Origin of the sequence: Actinomyces sp. zg296 (assembly GCF_009829695.1) — a bacterium.
Taxonomy (GTDB): Bacteria; Actinomycetota; Actinomycetes; order Actinomycetales; family Actinomycetaceae; genus Actinomyces; species Actinomyces marmotae.
In genome coordinates this window covers 1-14,446 of the sequence record NZ_VWPG01000003.1, presented here as the reverse complement: position 1 = coordinate 14,446, position 14,446 = coordinate 1, and the positions used below count along the sequence as shown (strand labels likewise).

Here is a 14,446-nt window from a genome sequence, read left to right as displayed (position 1 = left end):
CGCTGATGACTCTCGAAGACCTCCTCCTGCTCGCCAGGCGCTCCTGGCGCGTCCTGACCATCGGCGTCCTGGTGGGTGGGCTCCTCGCGGCCGGCGCGGCCCTGCTCGGCCCCCGGTCATACACCGCCACCTCCATCGCCTACGTCAAGGTGGACGCCTCGATCGCCGCCGCGAAGAACAACCCGACGAGCTACCAGCTCGTCGCCGCCCAGCTGGCCGAGCGCAAGGCGAAGTCCCTCCTGCCGGTCATCACCTCCGAGACCGTGGCCCAGGGGGTGATCGACTCCCTCAGGCTCGCGGGCACGACGCCCACCGCCCTGGCCGACTCCATCAAGGCCAAGCACGTTGCCGGCGCGGACACGGTGGTCGTCGAGGCCACCGCCGACACGCCCGAGCGGGCCCGCAGGATCGCCGATGAGACCGTCCGGCAGTCCAACCAGGAGTTCGCCGCGCTCAACGGCGAGGACATCCCCGTCGGGGTTGAGCTCATGACCTCCGCCGAGTTGCGCGCCGCCCCGCGGTCGCCGTCGATCATGCTGCTCCTGGGGGCCGGCCTCCTCGGGGGTCTCGTCGCCTCCTACCTGGGCGTCCTCGTGGTCGAGGTGCTCAACAAGCGCGTGCGCGGCGCCGGCGAGGCCCTGGCCGTCCTCGACTCGCCGGTCCTGGGAGCCCTGCCGCACTCCGACCTCATCCGCAACGGAGCCGACGCCTCCGACCCGGCCATCGAGGAAGAGCTGCGCAAGTTGCGCACCAACTTCATCCGCGCCACGGCGACCGCCGGGCGCAGCGCCGTCATCTCATCGGCCGTCCGGGCCGAGGGGCGCACCACCATCACGGTGGGCCTGGCCCGGGTCCTGGCGATGTCCGGGCACCGCGTCGTCCTCATCGAGGGGGATCTGCGCGCCCCGTCCCTGGCCTCCGTCTTGGGGGTGGACGGCCGTCGCGCCGGCCTGGCCCAAGTGCTCGCCGGCGCCGCCGCCGTCGAGGACGCGCTCGTGCGCACCTCCATGCCGGGGCTGTCCGTCATCCCCGCCGGGGCCCTGCCGGGCAACCCCTCCGAGCTCCTGGGCTCGTCCCGGATGACCGAGCTCCTGGAGAGCCTGTCCGCCGATGCCATCGTCCTCATCGACTCCCCGCCGACATCGCAGGCCACCGACGCCGCGGTACTGGCGGCCCAGGCCGACGGCGCCCTCATCGTGGTCTCCACCGGCACCACCACCAGCGCCCAGCTGCGCCAAACCGCCCAGGCCCTTGAGCAGGGCGGCGGCAGGATCCTCGGCGTCGTCCTCAACGCCGTCAACAAGCGAGGCTTCCTCGACGGCGGCCCGGTGGACGCCCTGATTCCCGGTGGCGCGAGCCGAGCCGACGGCGCGCGCGGGGCGATCGGCTCGGGCGCCCCCGCGCCCGCGATCCCGGCCCGCGGCAACGGTCCCGCGGGGCTCCTCAGCGACCGATCGGCGGAATCATGATCCAGTCATCCTCCTTCAGCGCCGTCCCGACGGCCTCCGAGGCATGGAGGAGGAGAGCCTTCTTCCGCCGGGGCCTTCGCGCCGGGGACCTGGCGATCATCCTCTTGGTCGTCGCGTGCGTGGAGAGGCTCTGCCATGTCACCGGTCACGAGCGCATCGGCAGCGGAGTCATGCCCGCCCTCGTGACGCGGGCCCTGCTCATCGCGGCGGTCGCCGTGGCCTGGGGGCTGCTGCTGACCAAGGCCGACGTGTACCGCGACCGGGTCCTGGGCCACGGCGCCACCGAGTACAAGCGCGTGGTGTGGGCCACCGTCCTGGAGTTCGCCGGGTTCTCGATCCTGGGCTACATGGTGGGGGTTCGGATGCCCACCGCCCACCTGGTGGCCGCCTTGGCGATCTCGATCGCGGCCCTCCTGGCGTGGCACTGGGCGGCCCGGCGCCGCCTCATCCGCCTCGCCGCCGCGGGGAGCCTCGCGCAGCCCGCCTACGTCGTCGGATCGGTCGGAGCCGTGGCCTCGGCCATCTCCGAGCTCACCCGGCAGCCGGGGCTCGGCCTGCAGATCCGGGGGGCCTTCGTCTCCGACGAGGCCGCCCTCGACGCGCACCCCGACCTCCCCGTGCCCGTCATCGGGCGAGTGAGCAGCCTGCAGGAGACGGTGGAGAGCTCTGAGGGGATCGCCGTCGTCGTCGCGGAGGACTCCGGGCTCACCTCCGCCATGATCCGCAGGCTGAGCCAGTCCCTCGGCTCCGAGGGGCGCCTCATCATGCTGCCCCCGCTCCTGCAGATCGCCAGCTCGCGGCTGTGGATGCGCTCGGCCAGGGGGCTGTCCGCCATCGAGATCCAGCAGCCCCGCGTCGACGTGGCGCACTCGCCGCTCAAGCGCTCCACGGACATCTTCGCCTCCGTGCTGATCATCATCCTGCTGGTGCCCGTGTGGCTCATCGTCCCGCCCCTGATCTGGATGCAGGACCGCGGCCCGATCCTCTTCCGCCAGACCCGCATCGGCCTGAACGGCAAGCCCTTCCAGATCTGGAAGTTCCGCTCCATGCGGATCAACGCCGACGCCGAGCTAGCCGGGCTCCTGCGCGAGCAGAACCGCACGGACAGCCCCCTGTTCAAGGTCGACAACGACCCGCGCATCACCCGCGTGGGCGCCTTCCTGCGGCGCACCTCCATCGATGAGCTGCCCCAGCTCTTCAACGTCCTGGCCGGATCGATGAGCCTGGTGGGCCCGCGCCCCCAGGTGGCCAAGGAGGTCGCGCTCTACGACGAGGAGGCCTCCCGGCGCCTGCTCGCCAAGCCCGGGATCACCGGGCTGTGGCAGGTCAGCGGCCGCTCCTCCCTCACCTGGGAGGAGGCCATCCGCCTCGACCTGTTCTACGTGGAGAACTGGACCCCCGGGATGGACCTGTGGATCCTGCTGCGAACCGTCAAGGCGGTCCTCCTCCTGGACGGCTCGGCCTGACCGACGGCCTCAGCCGGGCCGGGGCCCTGCCCGCGCCCGGCCCACTCACCCTCCGCGTGGATCGCGGAGCCTCCCCTCATCCCGATGCCTCACCGCCATCAGCGCGCTCTCCCAGGCGCGCGGGGCACCACCGAATGATCCCAATGATCCGGCCCTGCGAGGGCTGGGAGGAGAGGAGCACGCATGCGCGTCTCGATGATCGGATGCGGCTATCTCGGCGCTGTTCACGCGGCGTCGATGGCCGAGATCGGGCACGACGTCGTGGGCATCGACGTCGATGAGGGCCGGATCAGCGCCCTCGCGGCCGGGAGGGCGCCGTTCTTCGAGCCGGGCTTCGAGGAGGTGCTCTCGCGCAACGTCGCCTCCGGCCGCCTCCGCTTCACCACCGACATCTCCGCCGCCGAGGGCTGTCAGGTCCACTTCATCGGTGTTGGGACGCCTCAGACGCCCTCCGGCGCCGCCGATATGACCTATGTGGACAGTGCCGTCGACGCCCTGGCGCCCCACCTGGGCGGGTTCCGCGGGGGCGTGGAGATCGTCGTCGGCAAGTCGACCGTCCCGGTGGGCACGGCGGCGCGCCTGGCCGAGCGCTTCGAGGCCGCGGGCGCCACCCTGGTGTGGAACCCCGAGTTCCTGCGCGAGGGCTTCGCGGTCAAGGACACCCTCGAGCCCGATCGCATGGTCTACGGCCTGCCTGCCGACCCCTTGCGGGCCGAGGCGGCCACCGCCGTCCTCGATGAGGTCTACGGCCCCATCCTCGCCACCGGCGTCAAGCGTCTGACCATGGATTACGCGACGGCGGAGCTGGTCAAGGTCAGCGCCAACTCCTTCCTGGCCATCAAGATCTCCTTCATCAACGCCGTCGCCCAGATCTGCGACGCCGCCGGCGGCGACGTCACCGCCCTGGCTGAGGCCATCGGCCTGGACGCGCGAATCGGCCACCGCTTCTTGCGCGCTGGCATCGGCTTCGGCGGGGGCTGCCTGCCCAAGGACATCCGGGCCTTCCAGGCCCGCGCCGCCGAGCTGGGCGCGGGCGACGCCCTCGCCATCCTCGACGAGGCGGACCGGGTGAACCTGCGGGCCCGTTCCCTCGTCCTCGACAAGGCCCGCCAGATGCTCGGTGACGGGCTCGACGGCGCCCGCGTGGCGATCCTGGGCGCCGCCTTCAAGCCCGACAGCGACGACATGCGCGACTCGCCCGCCCTCGAGATCGCGGGCCTGCTCGCCGCCGCCGGCGCGCGCGTGGCGATCACCGATCCCCAGGCCGGCGCCATCCTCGCCGAGCAGGACCGCGAAGGCCTGGAGGTGTGCGCCACCGCCGATGAGGCGCTGCGCGACGCCGACCTGGCCGTGCTGGCCACGGAGTGGCGCCAGTTCACCTCCATCGACCCCGCGCGCGCGGCCTCCCTCATGCGCCGCGCCAACATCATCGACGGCCGCAACTCCCTTGACGCGGGGGCCTGGAAGGAGGCGGGCTTCACCTACACGGGGATGGGCCGGCGCTGAGGCCGCCCCGGGGCCAGTACAGTTGCCTCTCGCGGGCCGGCGCGGGCATGGCGCGGGACGCGGGCGATGAGGAGGACGAGTGATGACCCACCACCAGGGACCCGGGTCCGCGGCGAGCGCTGGGGGCCGGCCCGGCAGCGAGGGCGGGGCGCCCTCCCACCCGGGCGCGGCTTTCGGCATCCCCGCCCATGCCACCCCCGAGGAGGCCGTCGACGCCGTTTTCGGCGGTGGCGCCAGGGACGGGGGAGAGGGGATCGACCCGGCGCTCCTGCCCTACCTCGAGGCCGCCGACGCCCCCGCGGCCGGGTCGTCGGGCTCCGCGGCCGCGGGCCTCAGCCTCGCCGAGGCCCGCCAGGCCCGCGGGGAGAGGGCCGAGGCGCGATTAGCGGCCGAGGCCGAGGACCTGGCGGCCCTGCGCGAGCTCGTCGCCCACAACATGCTGGCCTCGGGCGACCCGGACGAGCTCGACGCGCTCCTGGCCGAGGTCGACGCCGATGACTCCGATGACTGGGAGTCCTGGGAACCCGTCCTGCCCGGCACTGGCGACGATCCCGACGGTGATCAGGACGAACCGGCGCGCGAGGGCGGTCCCGGCGACGGGGACGCCCACCGCCGGGCCCTGCTGGCGGCCGCCCGCGGCGTCGAGGTGGGCGAGCGCATGCGGCAGGTCGAGGCCGAGATCCTCTCCCGCGCCCCCGAGCACCGCGTCCAGCCCTCCCTGGAGCGCATCGAGGCGGTCATGGACATCCTGGGCCACCCCGAGCGCGCCTACCGTGTCATCCACATCACCGGCACCAACGGCAAGACCTCAACCGCCCGCATGACCGAGCGGCTGCTGGTGGCCGCGGGCCTGCGCACCGGCCGATTCACCAGCCCGCACCTGGCCACGATCCGCGAGCGCATCAGCCTGGACGGCGAGCCCATCAGCGAGGAGGGCTTCATCGCCGCATGGGAGGACGTCGCCCCCTACATCGCGATGGTCGATGAGCGTTCCCTGGCCGATGGCGGCCCGAGGATGAGCTTCTTCGAGGTCCTCACCGTCATGGCGCTGGCGGCCTTCGCCGACCATCCCGTGGACGCCGCCGTCATCGAGGTCGGCATGGGCGGCACCTGGGACTGCACGAATGTCGTGGACTCCGATGTCGAGGTCATCACCCCCATCGGATTGGACCACGCCGCCTGGCTCGGGAGCACGATCCGCGAGGTCGCCCAGAACAAGGCGGGCATCATCAAGGACGGGGCCACCCTCATCACCTCGGTACAAGTGCCCCAGGCGCAGGAGGTGATCGCCGCGGCGGCGGCTGAGCACCGGGTCGTGTGGCGCAGGGAACTCGATCCCGATGAGGACCCCGGCGAGCCGGGCGCCGGGGAGTTGAGCGTGCGCTCGCGCGAACTGGCCGTGGGCGGCCAGCTCGTCACGCTGGCCACGGCGGCCGCCGTCTACGAGGATGTCTTCGTGCCCCTCCATGGCGAGTACCAGGCGCATAACGCGCTGCTGGCGCTCGCGGCGGCCGAGGCCTTCTTCGGGGGGCGCGCCCTCCCACCGGCCCTCGTGGAGGAGGGCTTTTCCTCGACGACCTCCCCGGGGCGCCTGGAGGTCCTGCGCTCCTCCCCGACCGTCATCGTCGATGCCGGGCACAACCCGCACGGCGTGGCCGCGCTCATGCCCGCCATCGAGGAGGCCTTCGGCTTCAAGCATCTCGTCGCCGTCGTGGGCGCCATGGAGGACAAGGACGTCGAGGGCATCCTGTCGATCCTCGAGCCCGCCTGCGACGCCGTCGTCTGCGTGCCCATCGACTCCCCCCGAGCCATGGACGTCGAGGACCTGGGAGCCGTCGCCCGTGAGGTCTTCGGGCAGGACCGCGTCCAGGTGGCGCGGGCCCTGGCCGACGGGGTCGACCGCGCCGTCGCGCTCTCCGAGGGCGGGGACGGGCCGCTGACCGCCGCAGGCGTGCTGATCGTGGGCTCGGTGGTCCTGGCCGCCGAGGCGCGGGCCCTGTTCCGCCGCCCCTGAGCCCGCTGACGCGGTATCGTCGTTTCACCGCGGCGGCCGTGGCGACGGGGCCCGATCATCGGTCCCGCCCATGATCCCGCCGAGAGGCGCCCGACCACCACCGACCTCGAAGGACACCTCATGACCGCCTCACCCAGCCGCATCCTTATCCTCATCAAGCCCGACGGCGTGCGCCGCCGCCTCACCGGTGAGATCCTGCGCCGCATCGAGGCCAAGGGCTACGCCCTGACCGCCCTCAAGCTCCTCACCCCCACCGAGGAGGTCCTCGCCGCCCATTACGCCGAGCATGTGGAGCGCCCCTTCTACCCCGGGCTCGTGGAGTACATGACTTCCGGGCCGGTGGTCGCCGCCGTGGTGGAGGGCGATCGGGTCATTGAGGGCTGCCGCTCCCTCATGGGCACCACCGATCCGACGACTGCCGCGCCCGGCACCATCCGTGGCGACCTGGCCCGCGACTGGGGCACGGACGCCATGGAGAACCTCATCCACGGTTCGGACTGCGAGTCCTCCGCCGCCCGCGAGATCTCCATCTGGTTCCCCGAGCTCGGCTGAGGCCCTCGCTCGCTCACACGGGAGCGATGGCGGCCCGCCCCTTCCGGGGCGGGCCGCCATCGCGCGGGGACGATCCGGGGTCGGCGGATCGGATCAGTGGCGTCAGTAGTGGCTGACCACGGTCGTGCCGTTTTCCGCCCAGGTGTACATCCACTGGGCCTCGTCAACGGGCATGTTGAGGCAGCCATGCGAGCCCGAGTAGCCAAAGGACGAGCGCCACGGGGCGCCGTGGAAGGCGTACCCGCTGTAGAAGTAGCTCACCCAGGGCACGCCCTCGGTGACGTACTCGGAGCCATCGGCGTTCTGACCGCGCATCGTCTGCGTCTCGTACTTGAGGTAGACGTGGAAGGTGCCGGTGACCGTGGGCGTCTCCGCGGCGCCATCGACGATCGAGACGGGCCCGCGCACGACGGTCGCCCCCTCGTAGGAGGTCACCGTCTTGGTGGAGAGGTTGACATCCACCCATTTCTCGTTGGGGGCGGCCTGGTAGACGAGGCTCTCGGCGCCGTCGGCGATGGTCCGCTGCGTCCACTTCTCCTCGCCGACCTGCATCTCGAAGGCCCCGGAGTAGCCGGTGCCCTTGCCCAGGGCCTCGGAGATCGAGGTGGACAGGGCGTCGGCGTTCTTGACCGTCTGGCTCTTGACCGCCTCGACGGGGGTCGCCACGACATCGCCCTTGGAGTTGACGTTCCTCGTGCCCTGGACCCCGTCGATGTTCTCCTCGCTGGCCTGAGCGGCCACCCAGGACGAGACCTTGGTGGAGTCGATCGACAGCGTCGGGGCGGCGTCATCGCTCGTGGACACGGTGATCCAGGAGGCCTTGGTGGAGGCGTCGGGGCTGTAGGAGTTCTTGCCGGAGGCGTCGGAGATCGTCACGTCCTGGCTGATCCAACTGTTCGCCTTATCCGCCACGGCCTGGGCGTCCGCGTCCGAGACCGTGGGCGGCTGGGTGGTCATCGACACGGAGGCGCTGGCGGGGGACAGGGATGAGGCGGCCTCGGCGCCGGCCCGGGCCAGGGGGGCGGGGTCGATGCTCGTCCCGGGCACCGCCGGCTTTACCGTGAAGGAGGTCCCGTCCTCGTTGAGCCCGATCTCCGCGTTGCGCGCGCGGACCTTGTCGGCGGGGATGAGCGAGGAGGCGTAGGCGTCGGTGACGGCGGCATCGGTGGTCGTGACCACGGGCAGGTCCTTGGATGAGAACAGCGCGCTCAGGCGGTCCCCGGCGCTGGCGCCGCGCTTGAGGGCGGCGTCGGCCGTCGCGCCCGCGTCCACGGTGATGCCGAGGTCCGCCAGCGTCGCGGTGGCGGTCGCGTCCCCGGACACCGTGACCGTGGCCGACTCTGACTTCGAGGCGATCATCGAGGAGATCTCGTCGCGCGTCATGCCCGACACGTCGGTCCCCGCGATCGCGGTTCCAGGGACGGCGCGGTCCGCATAGTGGCTCGTGTAGGCGTAAGCGCCCGTGCCCGCGCCGCCCACGAGCAGCAGAAGCCCCAGCCCGGCCCACAGGGGCCAGCGGCGATGGCGCTTGGGCGCCGCCGCCTCGGAGCCGTTGTCCAGAAGAGTGCCTCCGGTCATCACAATGCCTTCGATCGTGCCCGCCCCGTGGGCCCCCTCCTTGGGGAGGGGAGGGGCGCGCTGTCCCTGTCCGGCCCCGCGCGCGCAGGACCAGCCATGAAACCATCACACGACACCGCGTTGTCGAAGTCAACGCCCTTGGCCGCGAGTTCTCTGTGAGATCTCTTAACGGCCGCGAGAACCCGCGGGTCATGAGGCTCCCACGGGTACTCCTCCCCGCCCCCCGGTGCCAGTGGGCGGACGGGGTCGGCCGCGCGGTGCGGTCAGGGAGAGGCTCGCAAGACTCCCCATGGGCGCGCTGCCGGCAGCGGCACGACTAGACTCCTGCCCATGTCTGCCATTTCCTCCGCCGAGGTCGCGCGGGTCGCGGCGCTCGCGCGAGTGGCCCTGACCGATGAGGAGGTGACGCGCCTGGCCGGTGAGCTGGACGCCGTCGCCTCCTCCTTCGCCCGGGTCACCTCCGTTGTCACCCCCGATCTGCCGGCTACCTCCCACCCCGTGCCGCTGACCAATGTCCTGCGCGAGGACGTCCCCGGCCCGACGCTCGACGTCGACGAGCTCCTCGCCAGCGCCCCCGCGGCCGAGGACTCCATGTTCCTCGTGCCCCAGATCCTCGGAGAGGAGTCCGGCTCATGAGCGAGGCCCGTTCCCTGCCCGCCCTCATCCGGGCCACCGCCGCCGAGCAGGCGGCGGCCCTGGCCAGCGGCGAGGTGAGTTCTCGCGAGCTCACCAGCGCCCACCTGGAGCGCATTAGCGCCGTCGACGGGGCCGTCGGGGCCTTCCTCGACGTCGACGCCGACAAGGCCCTGGCCGACGCCGACGCGGCCGACGCCGCCCGCGCCGCCGGGCGGGACGGCGAGCCCCTGAACGAGCTCGCCGGCGTGCCCGTGGCCGTCAAGGACCTCTTCGCCACCCGCGGGCAGGCCACCACGGCGGCCTCCAGGATCCTTCAGGGATGGGTCCCGCCCTACGACGCCACGGCCGTAACCGCGCTGCGCGAGGCGCGCCTGCCGATCCTGGGCAAGACCAACCTCGACGAGTTCGCCATGGGCGGCTCCACCGAGCACTCCGCCTTCAAGCGCACCGCCAACCCGTGGGACCTCGGGCGCATCCCAGGGGGCTCCTCCGGCGGCTCGGCCGCCGCGGTGGCCTCCTATGAGGCGCCGCTGGCCCTGGGCACCGACACCGGTGGTTCGATCCGCCAGCCCGCCGCCGTCACCGGTACCGTCGGCGTCAAGCCCACCTACGGCACGGTCTCGCGTTTCGGCGTCATCGCGATGGCCTCCTCCCTGGACACTCCCGGCCCCATGGCCCGCACCGTCCTGGACACGGCCCTCCTGCACGACATCGTCGGCGCGCACGACCCGCTGGACTCCACCTCGCTGGCCGACGCCCCCCGGGGCATGGCCGCCATCGTCCGCGCCGCCCGGGCCGGGCGGGACCTGACGGGCCTGCGCGTGGGAGTCATCTCCGAGCTCGACGGCGGTGAGGGCTACGACCCCGGCGTCATGGACTCCTTCCACGGCGCCCTGGCCCTGCTTGAGGCGGCCGGCGCGTCCGTGGAGGCCGTCAGCCTGCCCCACCTGGAGTACGCGCTCGACGCCTACTACCTCATCATGCCCGCGGAGGCGTCCTCCAACCTCGCCCGCTACGACGGCATGCGCTACGGCCTGCGCGTCGAGCCCGCCAGCGGCCCCGTCACCGCCGAGACCGTCATGGCCGCCACCCGCGGCGCGGGCTTCGGCGACGAGGCCAAGCGACGCATCATCCTGGGCACCCACGTGCTCTCCGCGGGCTACTACGACGCCTACTACGGGTCCGCGCAGAAGGTCCGCACCCTCGTCCAGCGCGACTTCGCCTCCGCCTGGGAGCGCACTGACGTGCTGGTCTCCCCGACGGCGCCGATCACCGCCTACCGCTTCGGGGAGAAGGACGATCCCCTGGCGATGTACAAGCTGGACGTCACGACGATCCCGGCCAATCTCGCGGGCATCCCGGGCATGAGCCTGCCCTCGGGGCTGAGCGGGGGCCTGCCCGTCGGCTTCCAGATCCTGGCGCCGCAGCGCGCCGACGACCGCCTCTACCGCGTCGGCGCGGTCCTGGAGGCGGCCCTGGAGGAGAGCTGGGGCGGGCACTTGCTGGCCCAGGCCCCCGAGCTGGAGGAGGAGCAGCGATGAGCGACACCCTGATGGACTACGACGAGGCCGTGCGCCGCTACGACCCGGTCATTGGCCTGGAGGTGCACGTCGAGCTCGGCACCGCCACGAAGATGTTCGACGCCGCCCCCAACGCCTTCGGCGGGGAGCCGAACTCCCGCGTCACCCCCACTTCTGTGGGCCTGCCCGGCGCGCTGCCCGTGGTCAACAAGCGGGGCGTGGAGTACGCGATCCGCATCGGCCTGGCGCTGGGCTGTGAGATCGCCGAGTCCTGCCGCTTCGCGAGGAAGAACTACTTCTACCCCGACCTGGCCAAGGACTTCCAGACCTCCCAGTCCGATGAGCCCATCGCCTTCGACGGCGCCCTGGAGGTCGAGCTCGAGGACGGCGCGCTGTTCACCGTGCCCATTGAGCGCGCCCACATGGAGGAGGACGCCGGCAAGAACACCCACATCGGCGGCGCCGACGGCCGCATCGAGGGCGCCAGTCACTCCCTGGTGGACTACAACCGCGCTGGCGTGCCACTGGTGGAGATCGTCTCCCGCCCGATCATCGGCGCCGGGTCCAGGGCACCGGAGGTGGCCGCCGCCTACGTGCGCTCCCTGCGCGACATCTTCCGGGCCCTCGGGGTCAGTGAGGCCCGCATGGAGCGCGGCAACGTGCGCGCCGACGTCAACGTCTCCCTGCGCGAGGGCCCGGACGCGCCACTGGGCACCCGCACCGAGACGAAGAACGTCAACACCTTCCGCGGGATCGACGCCGTCATCCGCTACGAGATCTCCCGCCAGGCCGCCATCCTGGCCAGCGGGGGCCAGGTCCTCCAGGAGACGCGCCACGGTCAGGCCGACGGCACCACGCGCGCCGGACGCGTGAAGTCCGATGCCGACGACTACCGCTACTTCCCCGAGCCCGACCTCGTCCCGGTGGCCCCCAGCCGGGAGTGGGTCGAGGAGATCCGCGCCGCCCTGCCCGAACTCCCCGCGGCGAAGCGCCGCCGCCTCAAGGCCGAGTGGGGCCTCAGCGACTCCGAGATGCGCGACGTCGTCAACGCCGGCGCCCTGGGGCTCATCGAGGCGACCGCCCAGGCCGGCACCACCGGCCAGGCCGCCCGCAAGTGGTGGATGGGCGAGCTCGCCCGCGCCGCCAAGGAGCAGGAGACCGCGCTGGAGGAATTGGCGATCACCCCGGCCCAGGTGGCCGAGCTCCAGGGGCTCGTGGACTCGGGGCGCCTGACCGACAAGCTCGCCCGGCAGGTCCTGGCCGGTGTGCTCGCGGGCGAGGGCGATCCTGAGGCCGTCGCTTCCGCCAGGGGCCTGGAGGTCGTCTCCGACGAGTCCGCGCTCACGGCCGCCATCGATGAGGCGCTGGCCGCGCAGCCCGACGTCGCCGACAAGATCCGCGGCGGCAAGGTCCAGGCCGCTGGCGCGATCGTGGGCGCTGTCATGAGGGCCACTAAGGGCCAGGCCGATGCCAAGCGCGTGCGCGAGCTCATCATGGAGCGCGTCCAGGACTGAGGCCCGAGCCCCTGACCCCATCGGTGCCCTGGCGCCCGCCCCTCGGGGCGCGCGCCAGGGCACCTCTTATGGAGGGGCGGCTCGCGGGGGAGGGCTGGGGAATCAGACAAGCGCGGGTCCTCTTGCCTGACGGTGGCGCCGGATCCTATGGGCGAGGCGAGGAGGATAGTCTTCGGCCGAATCATTCCCAGCCCAGGCGGTCGGCGAGTGGCGCCGATGGACACCGCCTCGAAGGAGCCAGCATGGTCCAGCCCAGTCCCAGTTACACCGTGGCCCTGCACATGGAGGTCCCCGCGTCCCAGCGGGTCGTCGCGAAGCTGGTGGACACCGCCACCGCGACCGGCGCCGTCGTCACCGGCGTCGACGTCTCGGACTCCGACGGCGACCGCCTCGTCGTCGACCTGACCGCCGACACCCGTGACTCCGTGCACCGCGGCGAGCTCGTCAAGGCGCTGAGCGCCATCGACGGCGTCATCGTGGACAACGTCGGGGACTCGACCTTCCTGGCCCACGTGGGAGGCAAGATCGAGATCTCCTCGAAGTACCCGGTGCGCAACCGCCGCGACCTCGCCCGCGTCTACACCCCCGGCGTGGCCCGCGTCTGCAAGGCCATCCACGACCACCCCGAGCGGGCCCGCAAACTGACCATCAAGAAGAACACCGTCGCCGTGGTCACTGATGGCACCGCGGTGCTCGGCCTGGGGGACATCGGCCCGGCCGCCGCGATGCCCGTCATGGAGGGCAAGGCCATCCTCTTCAAGCAGTTCGGCGGTGTCGATGCCTGGCCCGTCGCCCTGGACACGAAGGACCCCGAGGAGATCATCGCGATCTGCAAGGCCATCGCCCCGGCCTACGGCGGCATCAACCTTGAGGACATCGCCGCCCCCAAGTGCTTCGACATCGAGGCCCGCCTGCGCGAGGAGTTGGACATCCCCGTCTTCCACGACGACCAGCACGGCACCGCGGTCGTTACACTCGCCGCGCTTATCAACGCGCTCAAGGTGGTCGGCAAGCGTATCGAGGACGTGCGCATCGTCCTGTCCGGCGTGGGTGCGGCGGGCAGCGCCATCGCGAAGCTCCTCATGGCCCATGGCGCCACGGACATCGTGGGCTACGGGCGCACCGGCGCCCTGCACAGCGGGGACACCGAGGGCATGAACGAGCACCGCAAGTGGCTCGCCGAGAACACCAACCCCCGAGGGGTGACCGGCACGCTCAAGGAGGGCCTCGTCGGCGCCGATGTCTTCATCGGCGTCTCGTCCGGCAACCTGCTGGCCCCCGAGGACCTGGACGTCATGGCCGACGGTGCCATCGTCTTCGCGATGGCGAACCCGACCCCCGAGGTCGATCCGATCGGCGCCGCCGACCACGTCAGCGTCGTGGCGACGGGCCGCTCGGACTTCCCCAACCAGATCAACAACGTCCTGGCCTTCCCCGGCCTGTTCCGGGGCCTGCTCGACACGGGGATCACCAACATCTCCACCGAGTTGCTCCGCGCCGCCGCCACCGGCATCGCCTCGGTGATCAGCGACGATGAGATCAGCCCTGTCTACATCATCCCCAACGCGTTCGACACGCGCGTGGCCGACGCCGTGGCCGCAGCCGTGCGCCGCTTCGCCGAGGACTGAGGCGCGCATCCAAGGCGACCGTGGGTGGGGCGCCGGGCCAGGGGGCCCGGCGCCCCACCCACGTGCGATCGGGCTGGCGGGCGCCGTGCTGGAACCGTGCCGGCGCCGTGCCGGCATCGTGCCGGCATCGTGCCGGCATCGTGCCGACGCCGGCACGCGCTGGCGGGGCGCGCCCGGGCGCAACCGGATCCCGAATCGGATGTGTTCTGCCTCATGCCCGGAGGATTTGACCTTTCGGGGAGGTCGCAGGCTAAAGTTCTCTCCGTCGCCGAAAGGGCCTGAGGCCCTGAAGGGCGGCACCGGAGATTACATATTCGGAGCGATACGGGAGATGAGGATCACGAATCCTCGATTTGACCGAAAAATATCGATTCGTTAATGTTCCCTCTGCGCCTTCTTGTGATGGTGGCCCTGTTGTGGGGTTGTTGTTGTGGGGTGGGTGTGTTGTTTGAGAACTCGATAGCGTGTCATGCTTGTTTATGTCTTGTTTTTTGTTTGGCCTGTGCTGCTGCTGTTTTGGTGGTGGTGTGGGTTGGGCCTGGTCTTTTTTTCTGGGCTTGTAT

At 71.6% G+C, this 14,446-nt stretch carries 10 protein-coding genes; 9 read left to right on the top strand and 1 reads right to left on the bottom strand.

Annotated features, from left to right (window positions below; all coding sequences use genetic code 11):
- The first annotated feature begins 5 nt into the window (after positions 1-5).
- The 5 genes from GVV76_RS02440 to ndk all read left to right on the top strand — a co-directional run bounded on the left by GVV76_RS02440 (position 6) and on the right by ndk (position 7,007).
- Positions 6-1,469 (top strand): polysaccharide biosynthesis tyrosine autokinase, encoded by a 1,464-nt coding sequence (locus tag GVV76_RS02440; RefSeq protein WP_159524402.1) that lies wholly within the window; start codon positions 6-8, stop codon positions 1,467-1,469.
- A complete protein-coding gene (locus tag GVV76_RS02435) occupies positions 1,466-2,935 on the top strand; it encodes a sugar transferase (protein WP_159624736.1) in 1,470 nt (489 codons plus the stop codon). Before GVV76_RS02440 ends, GVV76_RS02435 begins: the two co-directional genes overlap by 4 nt.
- A 183-nt stretch (positions 2,936-3,118) precedes the next feature.
- Positions 3,119-4,441: a UDP-glucose dehydrogenase family protein gene (locus GVV76_RS02430; protein WP_159624734.1), complete on the top strand. Its 1,323-nt coding sequence runs from the start codon at positions 3,119-3,121 to the stop codon at positions 4,439-4,441.
- A gap of 82 nt (positions 4,442-4,523) precedes the next feature.
- The gene (locus GVV76_RS02425; RefSeq protein ID WP_159624732.1) at positions 4,524-6,455 is read left to right on the top strand and encodes a bifunctional folylpolyglutamate synthase/dihydrofolate synthase; all 1,932 of its coding nucleotides are present in this window, start codon (positions 4,524-4,526) and stop codon (positions 6,453-6,455) included.
- A gap of 120 nt (positions 6,456-6,575) precedes the next feature.
- Complete coding sequence (ndk, locus tag GVV76_RS02420) at positions 6,576-7,007, top strand: nucleoside-diphosphate kinase (protein WP_159624730.1); 432 nt, start codon at positions 6,576-6,578, stop codon at positions 7,005-7,007.
- 102 nt (positions 7,008-7,109) lie between these two features.
- On the opposite strand, the gene GVV76_RS02415 is transcribed toward ndk, so the two are convergent.
- Positions 7,110-8,585, bottom strand: a complete 1,476-nt coding sequence (locus tag GVV76_RS02415) for a L,D-transpeptidase family protein (RefSeq protein WP_159624728.1) — start codon at positions 8,583-8,585, stop codon at positions 7,110-7,112.
- A gap of 330 nt (positions 8,586-8,915) precedes the next feature.
- Here GVV76_RS02415 and gatC point away from each other — a divergent pair, with 330 nt between their 5' ends.
- The 4 genes from gatC (at position 8,916) to GVV76_RS02395 (ending at position 13,883) form a co-directional block, all read left to right on the top strand.
- Entirely contained in the window at positions 8,916-9,221 is a 306-nt protein-coding gene (gene gatC / locus GVV76_RS02410; protein WP_159524408.1) for an Asp-tRNA(Asn)/Glu-tRNA(Gln) amidotransferase subunit GatC, read from the top strand.
- Entirely contained in the window at positions 9,218-10,762 is a 1,545-nt protein-coding gene (gatA, locus tag GVV76_RS02405; RefSeq protein WP_159524409.1) for an Asp-tRNA(Asn)/Glu-tRNA(Gln) amidotransferase subunit GatA, read from the top strand. The genes gatC and gatA overlap by 4 nt, the downstream gene beginning before the upstream one ends.
- A complete protein-coding gene (gene gatB / locus GVV76_RS02400) occupies positions 10,759-12,255 on the top strand; it encodes an Asp-tRNA(Asn)/Glu-tRNA(Gln) amidotransferase subunit GatB (RefSeq protein ID WP_159624726.1) in 1,497 nt (498 codons plus the stop codon). The genes gatA and gatB overlap by 4 nt, the downstream gene beginning before the upstream one ends.
- A gap of 242 nt (positions 12,256-12,497) precedes the next feature.
- Positions 12,498-13,883: an NAD-dependent malic enzyme gene (locus tag GVV76_RS02395; protein WP_159624724.1), complete on the top strand. Its 1,386-nt coding sequence runs from the start codon at positions 12,498-12,500 to the stop codon at positions 13,881-13,883.
- Positions 13,884-14,446: the final 563 nt, after the last annotated feature.